Raw genomic sequence first — 20,000 nt, 5'->3', positions numbered from 1 at the left:
CGACAGGAGAGCTAAGGTGAAAGACTTACTTAAGTTTCTGAAGCAACAAAATAAGACCGAAGAATTTGATGCAATTCGCATTGGTCTTGCTTCACCAGACATGGTGCGTTCATGGTCTTACGGTGAGGTAAAGAAACCTGAGACAATCAACTACCGTACTTTCAAGCCTGAGCGTGATGGCTTATTCTGTGCCCGTATTTTCGGCCCAGTGAAAGATTATGAGTGTTTATGTGGTAAATATAAGCGCTTGAAACACCGTGGTGTGATCTGTGAAAAATGTGGCGTTGAAGTAACGTTAACTAAAGTGCGCCGTGACCGTATGGGTCACATTGAACTAGCAAGCCCTGTGGCACACATCTGGTTCTTAAAATCACTACCATCTCGTATCGGCTTAATGCTTGATATGACATTGCGTGATATTGAACGTGTACTTTATTTTGAATCATTTGTGGTAACTGAGCCTGGTATGACTACGCTTGAGCGCGGTCAGTTATTAGGTGAAGAAGAGTACCTAGATGCACTAGAAGAGCACGGTGATGAGTTCGAAGCGAAAATGGGTGCAGAAGCTGTACTTGATTTGCTACGCGAGCTAGACCTTGGTCAATTAATCGCTGAAATGCGTGAAGAGTTACCAACAATTAACTCTGAGACTAAGCGTAAGAAGATCACTAAGCGTCTTAAGCTAATGGAATCTTTCCACCAATCAGGTAACAACCCTGAGTGGATGATCATGAGCGTGCTTCCGGTTCTTCCACCAGACTTACGTCCATTAGTACCACTAGATGGCGGTCGTTTTGCGACGTCTGATTTGAATGACCTTTATCGTCGTGTTATCAACCGTAACAACCGTTTGAAACGCCTTTTAGACTTAGCTGCACCAGATATCATCGTACGTAACGAAAAGCGTATGTTACAAGAAGCGGTTGATGCGCTACTTGATAACGGTCGTCGTGGCCGTGCGATCACAGGTTCTAACAAGCGTCCACTTAAGTCGCTTGCAGACATGATCAAAGGTAAGCAAGGTCGTTTCCGTCAAAACCTTCTAGGTAAGCGTGTTGACTATTCAGGCCGTTCTGTAATCACCGTTGGTCCTACACTTAAGCTACACCAGTGTGGTCTACCTAAGAAGATGGCACTTGAGCTATTCAAACCATTTATCTACGGTAAATTAGAGCGTCGCGGTATGGCGACAACCATTAAAGCTGCGAAGAAGATGGTTGAGCGTGAAGTACCAGAGGTTTGGGACGTACTAGACGAAGTAATCCGTGAGCACCCAGTTCTTCTGAACCGTGCACCGACACTTCACCGTCTTGGTATCCAAGCATTCGAACCGGTACTTATCGAAGGTAAAGCGATTCACCTGCACCCACTCGTGTGTGCGGCGTATAACGCTGACTTCGACGGTGACCAAATGGCGGTACACGTACCGTTAACGATTGAAGCACAGCTTGAAGCCCGTGCGCTGATGATGTCGACTAACAACATCCTATCTCCAGCGAACGGTGAGCCAATCATCGTACCTTCACAGGACGTTGTACTAGGTCTTTACTACATGACACGTGATCGCATTAATGCGAAGGGCGAAGGCATTGTATTTAAAGATCCTAAAGAAGCTGAAAAAGCCTACCGTACGGGTAACGCAGAGCTTCATGCTCGTGTAAAAGTTCGTATTACTGAAACACGTATTGAAGAAGAAACTGGCGTACGTAGTGAAGTGACTGAAATCATCGACACAACGGTTGGTCGTGCGATCTTGTCACTTGTATTACCAGAAGGTCTACCGTTTGAGCTAATCAACAAAGCCCTAGGTAAGAAGCAGATTTCTGGTCTTCTAAACGAGTGTTACCGTCGTCTAGGTCTTAAAGATACTGTGGTATTTGCTGACCAAGTAATGTACACCGGTTTCCACTACGCGATGAAGTCAGGTGTTTCTATCGGTATTAACGACATGGTTATTCCACCAGTTAAGGCCGAGATCATTGAAAATGCTGAAGCAGAAGTAAATGAAATCAACCAACAGTTCCAATCAGGTCTTGTAACTGCAGGTGAGAAATACAACAAAGTTATCGATATCTGGTCACGTGTTAACGAAAACCTATCACGTGAGATGATGGCGAACTTGTCAAAAGACACTGTTATCAACGCAAAAGGCGAAGAAGAAGAGCAACCGTCATTTAACTCAGTGTTTATGATGGCCGACTCAGGTGCTCGTGGTAGTGCCGCTCAGATCCGTCAGCTTGCAGGTATGCGTGGTCTAATGGCACGTCCAGATGGCTCAATCATCGAGACGCCAATCACAGCGAACTTCCGTGAAGGTCTAAACGTACTACAGTACTTTATCTCAACCCACGGTGCGCGTAAGGGTCTTGCCGATACGGCACTTAAGACAGCGAACTCGGGTTACTTGACTCGTCGTCTAGTAGACGTGGCACAAGACTTAGTTATCAATGATGACGATTGTGGCACATTAGATGGTCTGACAATGAAGCCGCTTATTGAAGGTGGTGACGTTGTTGAGCCGCTACGCGAACGTGTTCTAGGTCGTGTTGTTGCTGAAGACGTTGTTAAGCCAGGTACTAATGAAGTACTGGTTGAGCGTAACATCATGCTTGACGAAAAACTGTGTGACTTGTTAGAAGAACACTCAGTGGATGAAGTACGTGTGCGTTCTGTAATCACCTGTGATAATGACTTCGGTGTCTGTGCTAAGTGTTACGGTCGTGACCTTGCACGTGGTCACTTGATCAATGCGGGTGAGTCTGTTGGTGTTATCGCGGCGCAATCAATTGGTGAGCCGGGTACACAGCTTACGATGCGTACGTTCCACATCGGTGGTGCGGCATCACGAGCATCAGCAGAGAACAGCGTACAAGTTAAGACTAACGGTAACCTAAAACTACACAACGCTAAGTATGTATTGAACACTGACGGCAAGATTGTTATTACGTCGCGTTCAACAGAAATCACCATCATTGACGAGCACGGTCGTGAGAAAGAACGTTATAAAGTACCTTACGGTGCGGTATTAACGGTTCAAGACGGTGCTGACGTTAAAGGTAATGACATTGTTGCAACTTGGGATCCGCACAGTCACCCAATCATCATTGAACATGAATCGAAGATCTCGTTCTCTGATATTGATGACAGCAACACCGAAGCGCAAACGGATGAACTGACTGGTCTAACTCGTGTGGTTGTTAAAGACTTGTCTAAGGTTAATGCGAAAGAACCTAAGCTAATCGTAGAAAACGAAGAGCGTGGCTTACAAGAAATTCGCTTACCATCGTTCACGACGATTGAAATTTCTGACGGTACAAAGGCAGCACCTGGTAGGGTACTGGCGCGTATTCCTCAAGAAGGTTCGAAGACACGTGACATCACCGGTGGTCTACCGCGCGTAGCGGACTTGTTCGAAGCACGTAAGCCAAAAGATCCAGCAATACTTGCTGAGATCACAGGTACTATCAGCTTCGGTAAAGAGACTAAAGGTAAGAAACGTCTTGTGATCACACCTGAGCAGGGTGACGCATACGAAGAGATGATCCCGAAATGGCGTCAGCTTAACGTGTTTGAGGGTGAGCAGGTGTCTAAAGGTGAAGTTATCGCCGATGGTCCTGAGTCTCCACATGACATCTTACGTCTACGTGGTGTGACTGACGTATCTAACTACATCGTAAATGAAGTACAAGAAGTATATCGTTTACAGGGTGTAAAGATTAACGATAAGCACATTGAGACTATCATTCGTCAGATGCTACGTAAGTGTATCATCCTAGATGGTGGCGACACTGAGTTCCTAGCAGGTGAGCAAGTTGAAGTAGCTCGCGTAAACATCGCGAACCGTGAACTTGAGAAGCAAGGTAAGATCCCAGCGAAGTTTGAAATTCAGCTGATGGGTATTACTAAAGCATCACTTGCAACTGAGTCGTTTATCTCTGCAGCATCATTCCAAGAAACAACACGTGTTCTTACGGAAGCGGCTGTGAATGGTAAGAGCGATGAATTACGTGGTCTGAAAGAAAACGTAATTGTAGGTCGTCTGATCCCAGCTGGTACAGGTTTTGCGTATCACCAAGATCGCATCAACCGTCGCAAGCAGGCTGAGATGCCAGTAGAAGAGCAAACGGTAAGTGCTGAAGAAGCAACTCAAGCACTAACAGATGCACTTAATGCTGATTTACTAGGTGGAAACGAGTAAGACTCCACCTCGTAGTATGATTGAAAAAGCCGCCTAAAATAGGCGGCTTTTTTGTATGCAAATTTTGTATGGCGCGCTGGAGTTCATTGTTCAGTCTTTTCAAGCAAAGGCAGTGATGATTCTTAGAGTATTTACTTTTTATGAAACAAGCTCGGCGTCAAAATGCTCAAATAAACAACAAATCACCTCTAAGTTAGATCTAAAACCAATCATAATCTGCAAAGTTTTTTTGCAAACTTAAATTTCTTACCCTACGAAATACGCGGACTTGCGGTGAGAAAATGTATATTTTTATACGCAACTTTATGATTAACAAGCTTATTTAATGTTTTGTTAAATTGTCCCTATTTTTTTTAAAAACTCATTGATCTTGTTAACACTAAGCTCTAATATGGGTACGAAATTTATACAACCTGCTTGAGAATTTGGAAGTACAAGCAGGCAAAAACGTTAAAAGGAATTTTTAATGATTCATGCTATTTCATATAAGCGTGCTGGGTTTAGTGTGGCTTTTTTACTGGTAAACACCTTTAGCGCACACTCAGCATTGGCCTCGGCTGGAAACTGTCCTGCAAAGTTTCAGGTCAGACACTTTCAACCGCAGGTCTGTTATTCTGAATACGACCAGAGCAGTTGTAGTGATGTATGCGCAGCAGCAACTCCTGCTACGCAACCCGCTTGTTTTAAAGAACTTTCTTTGCCATGTGATGTGGTCGCTGATATGCGCTCAACAGCTCAGGGTTATCAGCAAGAAGGTGGACAGACGTGGTTTCATGTCAGTGATTTACTGTCCTATACCCCGTTACACACTGAGTTGAATGTATTTCAGGCCTCGTTACATTACGAGTTGTATCAAGATTATATCAACACGCCTGGGAATTTTGGCTTTACGCCAGCAAGTGATGAACTTCGTAAGCAAAACTTCAGACTCGATCTTTTAGGCCGTCTTGACAGAGAGGCGACGGCGCTTAGATATGCCGCCGTTTATCGACGCTATTCATTAGGTGTTGAACTCGAAGAAAGGCTCAATGAGACATTTGCACAAATGATGTCTGATATAGACAGATTTTCATACTTCAATGCCACCGAAAAACAAAGCTTGAAAGATGAATTGAGTGACAACTTGTCTGGACAGGTGCGTATGTGGGAGCTGTTAAAAAGATACAGCTTAGAAACCATAGCCAACAGTCGGGTTAGGCATTTAAATCGTCGCATGACGACCTATGTGTCACTTATTCAGAACTTACCAACTGACTTACAAGACATCATGATCAATAAGTCTACGGTGCTTGATAAACATTTGAATATTGCGGTTGCTCGATGCGATCAGGGTGTATGTTTCAACGAAATTGTTGCACCTCAGGGCACGCCTTTTTATCCGAACTTCGATCATCGCCTGTCTTATTTTGAGCAATCATTGGTCGCGCTGGCGAATGAGGCATCAGCACTGAGCTATGTGTATGATGGGGACTATCAGTTAGTACCGCCACAACAGCTTAGATTCCCAGATTTAGCGGGTTTTGTTAGCAATAAATTATCAGACTACCGCGCTGAACGCACCGACGTCAATCTTGAGCGCTTGGCTACGGCAATTAATGTTGCCTATCTTGGTAGGAACTCATCAGGACAGCAAACGCTTGCAAGCCTATCGCAAATAGCTGATGTACAAAATAATCAAGGGCTTGTGACGCTAGAAACACTAGCAGGTAAACCTATCCTGCTCTGTAAAGAGTTCAACAAGATTAGCCCCGAGATGACTCAAATACAAACCGAAAGTTTTGAGTTAGCAAATGAAGCTAACAGACTCCTCGATATTATGCTTAACCTCGACTATTCAGAGGAACTCATGCTGCAGATAGAGGAAATCATCTTAAAACTTGAAGCGTTAGCAATGAGAAGTCAGACGATTGCGAATGTTAGACAGTTTGACGAAGACCGCATTCTTACCATCAATTGGCAGTTGTTTGACTTACCAGAAATGAACAGTGATGAGTTGCTAATTGAGGTGGAATATTTTGATTATAACGGAATGTTCTGGATACCAAGAATGTCTGTCAATATGTCCGAACTGTTCCCTTCAATTGATGGGCTCAGTACGTCGACAAATTCGCTACTGCCTAATGCAGTGGGGATTAACTCCCCGTTGAATAATTTGCAGTTAAAAGTCAGACAGTCGGCATTTCATGGATGTTCTGAGAATAATCAGCAAATCAACATGGTAGTTAAAATAACTGATGGGCAAGGAATCGTAAGCCGTCAGGTTTTAACTGCAACCCTCGAGCAAATATAAGTTCTATCAAAGGATATACATAATGAAAGCTTTAATAATAGCGACCTTGTCTTTGACAAGTGCGGCGTCGGCTTACGCCTTCCCGGTCACGGTTTTTGATGCCGAAGAACAATGTCAATCGCGTATGACGTCACAAGGTGAGCGTTTTGTTCCACCTTGCCAGTTCTCTGGCATGAACGTGTACGCTGAGAAAAATAATGCATATGCAAGTGGCAGTCTGATTAACAATGGTCTGTTTAAAACTATGCTTAACTACACGTTTGCATGTGAATCAATTCGCCCGCTATCGATACGCTTCACACTGTCAAATGCAGATGGTTCTTCTGTATCAAACCGTATCGCTGGGTCTCGTTCATATGAGCCAAGTTCGGTTGAGCTAACTCATGGCAACAACGCTTCGGTATTAAACTTTTCAGAGCTATCAGGAGCGACTGGTTTTCAGGCGATGAAGCCGGGTTGTAAATTAGAAGTACAACAACTGGTTACATATCCAGAGCCGCGCTACTTTAACCAAGTCGCTACGCACTTAGTGTCTTTCAACGTGCATTTAGAGGGCATGTTTGCACAGGCTGTGCCATCAACAGGCCATACCAACCTGCTTACAGCCATCAACAACACGATTGCTTCTTTAGAATTCATGCAATTTGATGTTGAAGACGAGATCTTGGCAGCGGAGCTACAAGATGTACTGAGTGATCTAAGCAGCACCAAAACTTATTTAGAAAGTAACTGTGGCACAGGCAGCTATTCAAGCTTGTGTACGGCGCAACTTGCTAACTTAAGAAGCTCACTGTCTGCTGCTCTTTATGTAAATGAAAGCAATATTTCTCAGTTGTACAACTTCTTAAACTCACAGACTGCATGGCTTGCGAATAAATACGTAGGTAGGGATCGTACGATTCTACAAAATGCAGTTAGTAAGTTAAGAACAAAGCTATAAAGGCTTTTATAGCTGTAAATCTGACCCGTAAAGGATCTATTAACACCGTAAAGGAAATATAACTATGTACGGAAAACTCATAGCAACTTCTGTTGCTGCCGCTTTGGTACACAGTGCCACTGCATACGCTTTACCTGATACTACATCAGGCAACCCACTGAGTAAGTTGGGTATTACAACACCAGCTGGGATTGGCAATGTAGTACAGGACCATGAAAACCCAAAAACGCTCCACGTGTTCCCTGCTAATGACAAGGACATCGTGGGCACTTATTTTGACACAGGCGGTGGTCCAAGCTGTTCTTCATACGTTGCGATGAAAGAGCAAGCTTACCGAATCCCTGGCACACCACAGCAGATTCAAGAAGCGATTGACAACAACGATTATGTTAGTAACTACTTTCAGCTAACTGTTGGCATTCCTGCGCGTAATACTAAGGCGACAAACGACATTATCACTAAGTATGAAGAGATCAATGATCTTGCGCGAGCAAACAACGGGCTGATCGAAAGGTTTAATACGCTAGATAGCATGTGGACGGGTATTGTTCTAGATTTAGAAGTTGCTCGTCAAAAATTGGATGCGCTTAAAGATGAACAATCTGCAGCGAACAACCAATGTATCGTGAACTCTGGCGGCGACTTCTCGAAAATGTACGAGTGTATCATGGGTGTAGCGAATAGATATACGCCACTGATAGAAGCAGCAAGAGCGGAAGTCACTGAAGTTGAGGCTCGTAAAGCAGCAATTCGTGACGAGTACTACGCTACTAGAGGTGAGTACGATGCATTTGAGGACAAGTTAACCCGTCTTGACAATCAACTAGATTTCTTGATGCGCGTTTACCAGTCTCAACTGTTGATCGTAAACAATGCTTATGAAGTTGAGTATAAGTCGGTTAAAGAGGCTGGTAGCCTAATTGCTGGTATTGCTTCTGCAGGATACAACCTGTGGGGCGATGAAGCAGCTATCTTGTCTAATGCGCTTGCCAGTGCAGGTAAAACCGATTATTCAGTCCAGCAGCTTAACGTCTTTGATATTCGTTTGAACTCAGGTGTAACCAGAGACAATCCAAATATCACGACTGACGATAATCAACCAATCTTCCGCAAAAATGTTTGGACTTATCCTGCGAACACTATCATCAACTTCGGCAACATTGGTGATAGAACCATGCCATTTGAACGTGAAACAGTGGGTGATCAAATCCATTTTGACGCGACAACATGGGACTCTTTAGGTTCTGGTGGTGTTGATTTCCACGTTACAAAAGATGCGCGTTGTGGTGACTATGAAGCGAACGTGGTTCGTAACTACACCGCTACTCACGAAGGTACAACGGCTTCTTGGAAAGTGACTCGTGACGAATACAAACCTGTATTGAACAGCCCTGTATTCTCGACAAATATTGCACTTTCATACAGCTATTATGCATATCCTGGCAAGCTTAAAGGTGAGTGTTCAATCGACGTTGATCGCATGAATACTTACTGGAGAAATGCGGGTAAGTCTAAGAGCTGGAGCTGGTTCAAAACTAAAACTAAGAGCTGGGATGATATCCGTACTACAGCACGCGATGAGCTGGGAATGGAATGTAAGTTAAGCCTAGTTCCTGAATCAAGTGATCCAGAAGAAGCGAGAAGACTGGCTGAGAAGTTTGAAACACAAATGTACAACGATATGTGGCAAATGTTCTTAGCGGTTTATGCTGAGTCTTACGATCTGATTGTTAAAGACCCTGAAGTAACAGACCCAGGTCAAAGCGACGTAGGTGCAACAATCGGTGACGGCTTGATGAAAGTATGTCCTGCGAACATGTACTGTCAATTCGCTAATATTGTTCTTCGCGCCCTAGATAAGATCGGTGGTTCTAAAGCGCAAGGTACAACTTCATACGTTTCAAATGAGTACGGAAAAATCTGGAAACGATACGAGAAAGACTCATTCAACGTATATCAAGGTAGCGCTTCTATCAAAGCCAAAGTATGTGTTGACTCAAGTCAATGTAACTAAGCCATGATTTTGGAGGGGGCTTGCCCCCTTCATATCGTTCTCAAATATTAGGTTAGGATTTTTTTATGAAGGCAAAGATTGTAATTGCAGTGATCTGCACTGTTGTTATCGGTTATTTGGGTTGGAGTATGTACGCCCCAAAAGATGAAGTACAGCCTCAGACTAAAAAGCCAAAGGTAGAAATGGAACAAGAACTTAAAGAGCCAGAGACTGTGCAAGAAAGTACTGCGACAGCAAAGAGAAGTGTGGAAGAGATCATCAATAGAGCCAAGCGTAACGTTGATGTATCAGACGTCATTGAGCAGGCCGCTAATTTAGAGTTAGACAAAGAAGAAGAATACTATGAGTTCGTGATCACTTCTTTTCCGCACCTTAAAGATCAAGTCAACGCATATCGTGAAGCAACACGAGTGCAAAAAGAACGTTTGGATGCGCTTGCGACCCGAGTAGAAGAGCGAAACAAAGATTTCGTTGCATCGGGTACCGTCTCTCAGAGTTTAGATGACGATATTTTATATGAACAAAATCAAATAGCTGAAAATGCTCGAGTGTTGGGGAAGCAAGCTATGGCGCTAACCGAAGCTATCAGGCAAGCAGCATACAACTAATTGAAAGTTAAAAAAGGAATACAGAAATGATATGGAAAAATAGCTTTCCCATCCCACTGTGCATATTGATCTCTGCTTGCGGAGGTTCAAGCAGTACAGAGGTGCAAGCAGAGACAAACAATGCTGCTAAAAACCAAGCGCCTATCGCGGTGATCACCTCAAGTGATACAAAGATTACTAAGAACAAGTTGGTGCATTTTAATGCTTCAAAAAGCTACGACCCTGATGGGGATACATTAAGCTACGAGTGGAAACTCACTAAAGGCGCAGAGCACACTCCAGTGGCAATTGAGCCGCATGACAAAGAAGAAATTGCCTTACAGCTTAATAATGATGATACATATGTACTCACGTTAACAGCCAACGATGGCAAAACATATAGTCAGCCTTCCAAGTTCGAGTTTGTGCTCAATAGTGATATGCCTTTGGTCGCATCAGCAGGTCCAGATATCACTGTGAAGAAAGGTCAGATAGTTTTACTTGATGGGAGTGAAAGTCGAGATCTGAATGGCGTTATTACTGGCTATCAATGGCGCATTATAGAAAAACCAGATAACAGCCTGACAAAAATATTCACAGATAAAAAGGTAAAAACGAGCTTTGTTGCGGATCAAGTTGGACAATACATTGTTGAATTAAGTGTTCAAAATGATCAAGGTGACATCGCCACAGATACATTAACGGTGACTAGCGATGCATTGGGCGAAAACTCGACACCCGTGGTCGTGCTTAAGGATTTAGAGACTCAGTTGAAACCCAATGAAGTGATCGTTCTTGACGCCAGTGAAAGTTATGATCCAGACAGATTTGATAACTTGTCATTTATGTGGGAAGTGGTTTCACAACCGGCGGGTGCTGACGCAAATTTAAGTACTCTGTTTGCTGCACAGACTAGCTTTTCAGCCACCGTTCTAGGTGATTATGAGGTGAAGGTAAGTGTTACTGACTCACAAGGTGCTTCAGCGCAGGCTTCGTACACCCTGTCAGTTACCACGGATAACTTGCCACCCGTTGCACAACTTGGTGAAGATATTAGCGTGCCAATTGCGCCACTGGAACTGGTTTGTAAATCTTGTTTCGACCCTGAGGGGGAGCCACTTACCTATCAATGGCAGCTACTTAGCCGTCCACAACAAAGTGCGGCCCAATTGCAGTCTCCAACAGAGGCAATTGCCAAGTTACACCCAGATGTTGCAGGTGAATACGCCGTTGCAGTAAGCGTATCTGATGGTCAAACTGAGGTAACCTCTAATACTCAAACCTATTACATCGACGATAATCAGCAGCCGACAGCGCACCTTTCTGGCCCGACTGAGGTTTACATTGGTAATACGGTTGAACTGGATGCAAGTCAGAGCTCAGACCCAAATAACGATGTACTGACTTATGAATGGCAGTTTGTCGAAAGTGCAGCAGAGGTACCGTTGCATACCAGAGACGACGGAACCGCCTTTTTTACCCCCACAGAACTTGGCAATTATATTGTTTCTCTGCGTGTCCATGATGGTCAATATTACTCTGATCCGTTAACGCATACAGTACAAGTAAAATCCAATTTACCGCCTGTGATTGTATTGGCAAATGACTCACCTAGAGAAGCTGAAGTGGGCGCGCAGGTGCTGTTCAATGCGTCGGCTAGTTACGACCCAGAAGGTGAAGCACTGTCCTATCAATGGACTTTAGATAGACCTGTTGATTCAAACGCACAACTAACTACGGACATGACAGACTCGACCAGTTTGGTTGCGGATGTGGCAGGTACATACTCAATTAACTTACACCTCAGTGATACAGCGGGTAATTCAAGTACTAAATCGGTGCGCTTGGATGTATCAGACCCAGTCAATATGCTGAGCGGCTATGTCAGAGGAACCATTGTTAATTCATATCGACACCCTGTTGCGAATGCGGGATTAAATATCAATGGACAGCAATATGTGAGTGATTCACAAGGGGCAATAAACGCGCAAGTAGAAGTTGAAGAAGGTGCACCTTTGGTGATCAAAACCGAAGATGAGCGTTTAGCTTCGGGCACCTATACCGCGCCCAGCGTTACCCAAGATGGATTTGTCATCAATTTGGGTGATGCGTTTGTGCCACATATGCAACCGATTGAGGTAAGGCTATTAACATGTCCTCAGTACAGCGGCCCTGACATTGTTGAAGTGGGCTACCGCTTGCTCTCAACAGTGCCTGAAATGGGTGCTATCACCGCTGAATATGACCAAAAAATCAGCTTTACCCTCGATAGTTCAGGAAGATCAACACAAGCATTCAGCATACCAGCAACCGCCAAGTATGAACTATACGTGGATGATAACTTAAAAATTACCATCCCAAGTAGTCGAATGATGAATGTATTTTACTCAGTGGACGTTCCCGCTAGAGGCTTTGTAACTGTTTGTAATCAATAATATAAAAGGAAAATTAACATGAAAAAATTAACGACTGCATTGGCATTTATGCTTACTTTTGGCGCGCAAGCTATCGAACCTATCTATGTTGGTGGTGAACAATATAGCTACACAATGAGTGACTTCACTCCAGTTTATGCGAATGGACACATTGTTGGTTATGACGCAACAATACCGGTTGGGGTGGATATGTATGACGACTTTATTGGTGACTATCCTGAGCTGATCTTCGACGTAAGCGGTGAAGCGGTAGGTACAACGGATGGTTCTCACATGTTGATGGATATGTCGGTAGTTTGTTCTGGCGTTGATATTGGCTATGACGCCGATGTGGTTATCAATCGTAGAGGCCGATTAATACCTGCTCGCTTCTCTATTTATAACCGCAAGAAAACCAATGGTGAGTGCCAAGAGTTGAAATTAAGAATCAACAAAACAGGCTCATCAGCAACTAACCCAGCAGCAACGATTGACGCACTGAACGTGAACCTCATCGTCTTCTTAAATCTTAGCTTTTAATACACTAACTAAAAAAAGGAAATTGTTATGAAAACTAAATTGATACTACTTATTTTCTCGGCGCTAACCATACTTTCGTTTCGTGCTACAGCGAGTACAGAGGCATTAACGGTAGACGCTTCATCTATGCTTGAGTTATCAGCTCAAGAACTTGCGCTTCGATATCCATGTTGTGATAGATACAGTGATAGATATTGCGACATTCGTATGGAAGCACTAAAAGAGTATCAATCAGTTTCACCGAAGGAAATGGTGGAAGCTGCTAAAGCAGTGACGATGACCTCTCCAATATACATTGGTGGTGCACGTTATACGTTAAACAAGTCTAGCTTTACTCCTGTCTATACTACCCGTGTGATTTATGAGCCATGCCTTATGCCTGAGCCTATCACTGTGAACGTTTTAACTGGTTATGAAGCGAGATTCGCTGTGTACGGAGATTATAGCCAAGACCTGTTTTTTGACATCAGTGGTCGTTCAGATAAATCAATGAACCTGTCTGTATCATGTGGCTCTTTCAGCGGCTCTGATTCTGGTACTAAGTGGGTGATCTCGAAGCAACAAAACACAGGTGGTAGCTGTAAATCAATGCTAGTGAAGTATTCATTTACTAACTCGACAGCACCGGCTGCTATCGACTTAAACATTATGATCTCTGAAGAGCTTAACTAATTAGTTTAAAAAAGGAATTAATATGAAATTAGTTAATTTGTGCAGCGGTACCTTGCTTGCCTTAACTGCAATAAGCTCGCTTTCAGTGCAGGCTTGGCCAGAAGACGATATCTGGCCACCGCCAGAGCCATGTGTATACAGTTCGCAGCCAGAAATCATGTCGCTTGGCAACGAGATTTTAAGTATGGGTATGCAGACGACATCTCCGATTTTTATTGGCGGAGAGCGTTACACGCTGAGTAGGAATGATTTTACGCCTATTTATGAGACGGTGACGTACACCTGTCCTGGTCAAGAGCCGTTGGTGGTTCAACAATACTCAGGCTACACATTGTCGCTACCTGTTTACAATGACTTCGGTCAAAAATTGTTCTTTGACATTTCAGGTAGAGCCGCGAAGTACATGAACTTGAGTGTTTCGTGTGGTTCATTTAGTGCGTCTGACTCGGGAGACAAGTTTTATATCTCTCGTTCAGCCACAACCGGCGGTAGTTGCAAAAGACTGGACTTGAAATTTACTTTCAACAAAAGCGCGTCTCAGCCCAGTTATTTAGACTTGAATGTGATGATCTCTGAAGCTTTGGATTAACAGGCGAAGGAATACTGTAGATAGGCTGGTGGTTATGATTAATAGCCAGCCTAATCATAGTTGTAAATAAGGAAATAAAAAAATGAATAAACTTTTGTTGGCAGCAGGCCTATTGGCTTGTTCAAGCAGTGTATTTGCCTCTGAAACGAGTAAAACAGTGAGTGTTGATCAAGAAACACTTTTGTTAAGCACTGCAGATTTTACGCCCATTACAACGGTATGGGCTGGGCGCACGGTGGTGACGGGCTATCAGGCTTTAGTCAATGTTGAAGGTGCGCAGTCGGCATTATTCTTTGATGCTAATGGTGAAGTTTCAGCACGTTGGTATGCGTCGAACTTCGGTTTAGTAACCAAGTTAAGTTGTAATGGCATCCCGGTTGGCATGAGCAAGGCCTATGGTAAACGGGTTGATGGTCAGTCGACGCCAGCACAGCCTACCGTCACTGAATTAAGAAAGGGTGTGCAGGGTTGTACTCAACTAAAAATTGAACTGTCTAAGGAAGGTTCTTTGAGTCGCCAGTTCTACACTCGAATTCAAGATATTTCGTTTGCTGTTGCAGTAAAGGGATTTAACTCACCTCAAGGAGCACTTTAAGATGTTAAAAGCAATTGCAATGAGCACCAGTTTGCTCGCATTCAGCACTATGGGTCTTGCCTCTGAACTAAGTAGCACATTTACCAATGCTGACATGCTACAACAAGGTAACGGATATGAGTTAGTCCTTGCTGCGTCAGGGCTAACGAGTGCCACGGTACTTGAATTGGATTTAACTGTATCTGGTCAAGGCGACTTAGTATCTGGCGAGCAGCCAGTGTGTACTCAGTGGCAAGGATTTGAGTGTGTTGGATCTTACCCCCAAACATTTAGCAGTGAGTTATTACATGAAGTTAGCTTAACGGTGTCCTGTGATGATCAACTGTTGTATGAAGACCGCAAGAACAACAGTGAATTCACTAATGAGGTATTAAGCAGTACAGACAGCACTGTATCGTTTGATGTTGCCTTGGTTAAGCTGAACCCTGTGACATGCCAGTCTGTTAAGCTGAATGTCACTACTTTAAGTGGCACCAGTGAAGCAAAAATCAATGGCTCTATCAATCTGAAAAACACAACGTCTGGTTCAGAGCCAACAAAGTATGAGGTTGTACTGTGAAAAAACTACTTATCGCTTCTAGCTTATTAACAGCGTCGCAAGCATTTGCAGCACCTGTGGATGTAGGTGGCGTAGCTTACGAGCTCGGGTTTAGTGATTTTGAGCCAATAACGGAGCCTTACGCGGGACGTGAAGCTATTGTGGCGTATGAAGCCAAGTTTGGTATGGACGGTGACTTTGGTCAAAATCTGAATTACCGTGTCGATGGCAAGGTATATACGCGTTGGTTTGCGGGAAACTTAGCGGTCACACTCTCGGTGACCTGTGACTCACCCTATATTAATGAGCCACTGTTTATTGGTGAAGACATGGACTTTGGGTATAGAATTGATGGTGATTCATACTTAGCGAAGCCTACGATCTCAAGTTACCTCAATACGGGTGGCAATTGTCAAGAGTTGACCGTACGCATTGACAAAGAAGGTCACTTAAGTCGCCAGTTTTATACACGAGTGACAGACCTACAGTTTAATGTTCAAGTGATTGAGACTATACCTCGTTAAGATTTATCAAGGCACCAATTGGTGCCTTAATTACAAGGAGTGGCTAATGAAACACTTACTCGCACTAGGTGCCTGCATGATGGCATCAAGCGTATCCGCACTACCCACCTTTTTCGTTGGTGAAACAGCCCAAATAACCAAGGGGGACGTACAAGTAATCAAGCACCTTTACAAGCGTGAAAATGGTGTTGATAAGTATGCCGAAGTGGCATACGAAGTTGAGTTTCCAATGTATGGCACATGGGGGCTTACAGAGTTAGATGTGCAATTAACGGGTGACATTACTTCGGCTTGGTATTCGTCAAACTTTGGCATGACGGTTTCTGTGTATTGTAATGACGTACTCGTTGAGTCTGATACAGGTTATGGTATTCGTCTTGACAGATCTAGTTATGTGGTTAAGCCTCAATTTCGCGTAGAGAATCATGCTATTCCGGCTGGATGTGAGACAGTAAAGGTAAGAATGGACAAACTGGGTAGCTTAGCCCGCATGTACTATACCGATATTGAAAGCATTGATCTTAGGCTATATATGACGAATAAGTTCTAGTTACAAAGTTGTAGAAATAGAACTCTAAGTGATAACTCCAAATTTCTTGATAAGTAAGCACGTCCATCATGAGTCATGGAGTTCTCACTTAGCCTGCCAATGTCTGTATCCACTGTTTTGCGTATAAACGAGTAATGATCCCCTTCAAAAGCGTTAAAGTTAGCGCTTTTGGGATGGTTTTTATTGACAGGTCAATCTTTGCTCATTAAAATTCGGCCACCCATTTATTCGTTCCATGAAAATGGCGAAGAAATTGGGTCGATTTTTATATTTTTTCAGTAGTAATTTTAACTAATCAGGAGCTATTTAATGGCAACTATTAACCAGCTAGTGCGTAAGCCACGTCGTAGCAAGGTTACAAAAAGTAACTCAGCTGCGCTTAAAGCTTGTCCGCAAAAGCGTGGTGTATGTACTCGCGTATATACAACTACACCTAAGAAACCAAACTCAGCATTACGTAAAGTAGCGCGTGTACGTTTAACTAACGGTTTCGAAGTAACATCATACATCGGTGGTGAAGGCCACAACTTACAAGAACACAGTGTAATCCTAATCCGTGGTGGTCGTGTTAAAGACTTACCAGGTGTGCGTTTCCACACAGTTCGTGGTGCACTTGACTGTGCCGGCGTAAACGACCGTAGACAGGCTCGTTCTAAGTACGGTGCAAAACGCCCTAAGGGCTAATGGTTCTCCGTTAGTAAGGCCAAGCACTTAAGTTTTAATTTTTAAATAATTTGTTTTGGGAGTCGCCCAGTAAGGCGAACCTGAAGATACCGGAGATATAAAATGCCTAGAAGACGCGTAATAGGTCAACGTAAAATTCTTCCAGATCCGAAGTTCGGATCAGAACTTCTTGCTAAATTCGTTAACGTAGTAATGTTAGACGGCAAGAAATCTACTGCTGAAAAAATCGTATACGGTGCGTTAGACGTGGCTGCTGAGAAATCAGGCAAGTCGCACCTAGAAATCTTTGAAGCTGCACTTGAAAATGTACGTCCAGCGGTTGAGGTTAAATCTCGCCGTGTTGGTGGTTCTACATACCAAGTACCAGTTGAAGTACGTCCAGTTCGTCGCAACGCATTAGGTATGCGTTGGTTAGTTGAAGCTGCACGTAAGCGTGGCGAGAAATCTATGGGCTTACGTTTAGCTCAAGAAATCGTTGACGCTGCTGACAACAAAGGCACTGCGGTTAAGAAACGTGAAGACGTTCACCGTATGGCTGAAGCGAACAAAGCATTCGCTCACTACCGTTGGTAATCTGCTAACACCCTTTAAGAGGATAATATGGCACGTACAACTCCTATTGAGCGCTACCGTAATATCGGTATTTGTGCTCACGTAGATGCAGGTAAAACCACCACGACAGAACGTGTTCTGTTCTACACGGGTCTTTCTCATAAGATCGGTGAAGTTCACGATGGTGCTGCAACTATGGACTGGATGGAGCAGGAGCAGGAGCGTGGTATCACTATCACGTCTGCTGCAACAACGTGTTTCTGGAAAGGAATGGACGCGCAGTTTGACGACCATCGTATCAATATTATTGATACTCCAGGACACGTAGACTTTACCATTGAAGTAGAACGTTCATTGCGTGTACTTGATGGTGCGGTTGTCGTGTTGTGTGCTTCATCAGGTGTACAGCCACAAACAGAAACAGTTTGGCGTCAGGCGAACAAATACGAAGTACCTCGCATGGTTTTCGTAAACAAAATGGATCGCACTGGCGCAGACTTCCTTGCTGTTGTGGGACAGGTGAAATCTCGCCTGGGCGCCACACCTGTGCCTATTCAGCTACCAATTGGTGCTGAAGACGAATTTAAAGGTGTTATCGATCTCATCAAAATGAAAGCTATCAACTGGAACAATGAAGACCAGGGGATGACGTTCACTTATGAGGAGATCCCTGCAGATCTTCAAGACTTAGCTGAAGAATGGCGTGCTCACATGGTTGAGAGCGCAGCTGAAGCGTCTGAAGAACTAATGGACAAATATTTAGAAGACGGTGAACTAAGCGAAGCTGAAATTAAAGCGGCGCTTCGTAAGCAGACATTGGCCAATGAAATTGTGCCAATGACCTGTGGTAGTGCATTCAAAAACAAAGGCGTACAAGCGGTGCTTGACGCTGTGATTGAATACATGCCGTCACCTACTGAAGTTAAAGAGATTCAGGGGATTCTAGAAGATGACTCTGAAGGAACTCGTCCTGCAGATGACAGTGCGCCGTTCTCGGCATTGGCATTTAAAATTGCCACAGACCCATTTGTAGGTACTTTAACTTTCTTCCGTGTTTACTCTGGTACTGTTAAACAGGGTGACGCGGTATATAACCCGGTTAAAAGCAAAAAAGAGCGTTTGGGCCGTATTGTTCAAATGCATGCAAACTCTCGTGAAGAGATCAAGGAAGTGCGCGCTGGTGACATCGCCGCTGCCATTGGTCTTAAAGATGTCACTACGGGTGACACATTATGTTCACAAGAAGCTGTTATCACTTTAGAGCGTATGGAATTTCCTGAGCCGGTGATTTCAGTTGCAGTTGAGCCAAAAACCGTAGCTGACCAAGACAAAATGGGTATCGCGCTAGGTAAGTTAGCGGCAGAAGACCCGTCATTCCGTGTAGAAACGGATGAAGAATCAGGTCAAACGATCATCTCTGGTATGGGTGAACTACACTTAGATATCATTGTTGACCGTATGAAACGTGAATTCAGCGTTGCATGTAACGTTGGTAAGCCGCAAGTGGCATATCGTGAAACGATTCGTAACACGGTAGAAGCTGAAGGTAAATTTGTACGTCAGTCTGGTGGTCGCGGTCAATATGGTCATGTTTGGCTTAAGCTTGAACCGATGGATATCTCTGATGATGAAGCGCCAACTTATGAATTCGTTAACGAAATCGTAGGTGGTGCGGTACCAAAAGAGTATATTCCAGCGGTTGATAAAGGTATTCAAGAGCAGATGCGACAAGGTGTCCTTGCCGGTTATCCGCTATTGGGTGTTAAAGCGACATTGTTTGATGGCTCGTTCCATGACGTAGACTCAAACGAAATGGCGTTTAAAATCGCAGGTTCAATTGGTTTTAAAAGCGGTGCGCTACAAGCAGATCCGATCATTTTAGAACCGGTTATGAAAGTTGAAGTTATCACCCCTGAAGCTAACATGGGTGATGTAGTAGGTGATTTAAACCGTCGTCGTGGCATAATTGAAGGCATGGAAGAAGCACTGGGTGGCTTGAAGCAAATTAATGCTCAAGTACCTCTTTCTGAAATGTTTGGTTATGCAACCGATCTTCGTTCAGCTACACAAGGTCGTGCCTCGTACTCAATGGAATTTTCCAAGTACGCAGAAGCGGCTAAGAGTGTATCTGACACAATTATTGCAGCTCGCGCTGTTAAGTAATTTTAGTTCGGTCCGGTCTCTAAGGGCTGGACTTTAATTTCTTTATAGGAATTTTTTAAGATGGCAAAAGAAAAGTTTGAACGCGTAAAACCGCACGTAAACGTAGGTACAATCGGCCACGTTGACCACGGTAAAACAACTCTAACAGCA

17 protein-coding genes are annotated in these 20,000 nt (G+C 43.8%); all 17 read left to right on the top strand.

Annotated elements, in window-relative coordinates; all coding sequences use genetic code 11:
* The first annotated feature begins 16 nt into the window (after positions 1-16).
* Positions 17-4,198, top strand: coding sequence for a DNA-directed RNA polymerase subunit beta' (gene rpoC / locus C2M32_RS02750; protein WP_105167002.1), 4,182 nt, complete (start codon positions 17-19; stop codon positions 4,196-4,198).
* A 466-nt stretch (positions 4,199-4,664) separates the two neighbouring features.
* Positions 4,665-6,488, top strand: coding sequence for a hypothetical protein (locus C2M32_RS02740; protein WP_105167000.1), 1,824 nt, complete (start codon positions 4,665-4,667; stop codon positions 6,486-6,488).
* Positions 6,489-6,510: 22 nt separating this feature from the next.
* Positions 6,511-7,428: a hypothetical protein gene (locus tag C2M32_RS02735; protein WP_105166999.1), complete on the top strand. Its 918-nt coding sequence runs from the start codon at positions 6,511-6,513 to the stop codon at positions 7,426-7,428.
* Between the two features lie 64 nt (positions 7,429-7,492).
* Positions 7,493-9,442, top strand: coding sequence for a hypothetical protein (locus tag C2M32_RS02730; protein WP_105166998.1), 1,950 nt, complete (start codon positions 7,493-7,495; stop codon positions 9,440-9,442).
* Positions 9,443-9,507: 65 nt separating this feature from the next.
* Positions 9,508-10,050 carry a hypothetical protein gene (locus tag C2M32_RS02725; protein ID WP_105166997.1) on the top strand — a complete coding sequence of 181 codons (543 nt, stop codon included), beginning with the start codon at positions 9,508-9,510 and terminating at the stop codon, positions 10,048-10,050.
* A 26-nt stretch (positions 10,051-10,076) separates the two neighbouring features.
* On the top strand, positions 10,077-12,464 hold the full coding sequence (locus C2M32_RS02720) for a PKD domain-containing protein (RefSeq protein ID WP_105166996.1): 2,388 nt from the start codon (positions 10,077-10,079) through the stop codon (positions 12,462-12,464).
* Between the two features lie 18 nt (positions 12,465-12,482).
* Positions 12,483-12,983, top strand: coding sequence for a hypothetical protein (locus tag C2M32_RS02715; protein ID WP_105166995.1), 501 nt, complete (start codon positions 12,483-12,485; stop codon positions 12,981-12,983).
* Between the two features lie 27 nt (positions 12,984-13,010).
* Positions 13,011-13,655 (top strand): hypothetical protein, encoded by a 645-nt coding sequence (locus C2M32_RS02710; RefSeq protein WP_105166994.1) that lies wholly within the window; start codon positions 13,011-13,013, stop codon positions 13,653-13,655.
* A gap of 22 nt (positions 13,656-13,677) precedes the next feature.
* Complete coding sequence (locus tag C2M32_RS02705) at positions 13,678-14,244, top strand: hypothetical protein (protein WP_105166993.1); 567 nt, start codon at positions 13,678-13,680, stop codon at positions 14,242-14,244.
* Between the two features lie 82 nt (positions 14,245-14,326).
* A complete protein-coding gene (locus tag C2M32_RS02700) occupies positions 14,327-14,839 on the top strand; it encodes a hypothetical protein (protein WP_105166992.1) in 513 nt (170 codons plus the stop codon).
* 1 nt (position 14,840) lies between these two features.
* Entirely contained in the window at positions 14,841-15,398 is a 558-nt protein-coding gene (locus tag C2M32_RS02695) for a hypothetical protein (protein ID WP_105166991.1), read from the top strand.
* A complete protein-coding gene (locus tag C2M32_RS02690; RefSeq protein WP_105166990.1) occupies positions 15,395-15,901 on the top strand; it encodes a hypothetical protein in 507 nt (168 codons plus the stop codon). Before C2M32_RS02695 ends, C2M32_RS02690 begins: the two co-directional genes overlap by 4 nt.
* 46 nt (positions 15,902-15,947) lie before the next feature.
* The gene (locus C2M32_RS02685; RefSeq protein ID WP_105166989.1) at positions 15,948-16,451 is read left to right on the top strand and encodes a hypothetical protein; all 504 of its coding nucleotides are present in this window, start codon (positions 15,948-15,950) and stop codon (positions 16,449-16,451) included.
* A 309-nt stretch (positions 16,452-16,760) separates the two neighbouring features.
* The gene (rpsL, locus tag C2M32_RS02680) at positions 16,761-17,135 is read left to right on the top strand and encodes a 30S ribosomal protein S12 (RefSeq protein ID WP_010367657.1); all 375 of its coding nucleotides are present in this window, start codon (positions 16,761-16,763) and stop codon (positions 17,133-17,135) included.
* 102 nt (positions 17,136-17,237) lie between these two features.
* On the top strand, positions 17,238-17,708 hold the full coding sequence (gene rpsG, locus C2M32_RS02675; RefSeq protein ID WP_070982781.1) for a 30S ribosomal protein S7: 471 nt from the start codon (positions 17,238-17,240) through the stop codon (positions 17,706-17,708).
* Between the two features lie 27 nt (positions 17,709-17,735).
* Entirely contained in the window at positions 17,736-19,850 is a 2,115-nt protein-coding gene (gene fusA, locus C2M32_RS02670) for an elongation factor G (protein ID WP_105166988.1), read from the top strand.
* Between the two features lie 60 nt (positions 19,851-19,910).
* On the top strand, positions 19,911-20,000 hold a 90-nt coding region (locus C2M32_RS02665; protein WP_233997923.1), incomplete at its 3' end, for a GTP-binding protein.

Origin of the sequence: Pseudoalteromonas sp. T1lg23B (assembly GCF_002964665.1) — a bacterium.
In the GTDB taxonomy this organism is placed as follows: domain Bacteria; phylum Pseudomonadota; class Gammaproteobacteria; order Enterobacterales; family Alteromonadaceae; genus Pseudoalteromonas.
The sequence above is the reverse complement of the archived record's forward strand: the minus strand, read 5'-3'. Positions and strand labels throughout refer to the sequence as shown.

What these genes read in the sequence shown, in the direction of transcription:
- C2M32_RS02685 (WP_105166989.1), top strand. Translation starts at nt 15,948, where the DNA reads ATGAAACACTTACTCGCACTAGGTGCCTGCATGATGGCATCAAGCGTA.
- fusA (WP_105166988.1), top strand. Translation starts at nt 17,736, where the DNA reads ATGGCACGTACAACTCCTATTGAGCGCTACCGTAATATCGGTATTTGT.
- C2M32_RS02700 (WP_105166992.1), top strand. Translation starts at nt 14,327, where the DNA reads ATGAATAAACTTTTGTTGGCAGCAGGCCTATTGGCTTGTTCAAGCAGT.
- C2M32_RS02735 (WP_105166999.1), top strand. Translation starts at nt 6,511, where the DNA reads ATGAAAGCTTTAATAATAGCGACCTTGTCTTTGACAAGTGCGGCGTCG.
- C2M32_RS02705 (WP_105166993.1), top strand. Translation starts at nt 13,678, where the DNA reads ATGAAATTAGTTAATTTGTGCAGCGGTACCTTGCTTGCCTTAACTGCA.
- C2M32_RS02720 (WP_105166996.1), top strand. Translation starts at nt 10,077, where the DNA reads ATGATATGGAAAAATAGCTTTCCCATCCCACTGTGCATATTGATCTCT.
- C2M32_RS02710 (WP_105166994.1), top strand. Translation starts at nt 13,011, where the DNA reads ATGAAAACTAAATTGATACTACTTATTTTCTCGGCGCTAACCATACTT.
- rpsL (WP_010367657.1), top strand. Translation starts at nt 16,761, where the DNA reads ATGGCAACTATTAACCAGCTAGTGCGTAAGCCACGTCGTAGCAAGGTT.
- rpsG (WP_070982781.1), top strand. Translation starts at nt 17,238, where the DNA reads ATGCCTAGAAGACGCGTAATAGGTCAACGTAAAATTCTTCCAGATCCG.
- C2M32_RS02730 (WP_105166998.1), top strand. Translation starts at nt 7,493, where the DNA reads ATGTACGGAAAACTCATAGCAACTTCTGTTGCTGCCGCTTTGGTACAC.
- C2M32_RS02715 (WP_105166995.1), top strand. Translation starts at nt 12,483, where the DNA reads ATGAAAAAATTAACGACTGCATTGGCATTTATGCTTACTTTTGGCGCG.
- C2M32_RS02740 (WP_105167000.1), top strand. Translation starts at nt 4,665, where the DNA reads ATGATTCATGCTATTTCATATAAGCGTGCTGGGTTTAGTGTGGCTTTT.
- C2M32_RS02695 (WP_105166991.1), top strand. Translation starts at nt 14,841, where the DNA reads ATGTTAAAAGCAATTGCAATGAGCACCAGTTTGCTCGCATTCAGCACT.
- C2M32_RS02725 (WP_105166997.1), top strand. Translation starts at nt 9,508, where the DNA reads ATGAAGGCAAAGATTGTAATTGCAGTGATCTGCACTGTTGTTATCGGT.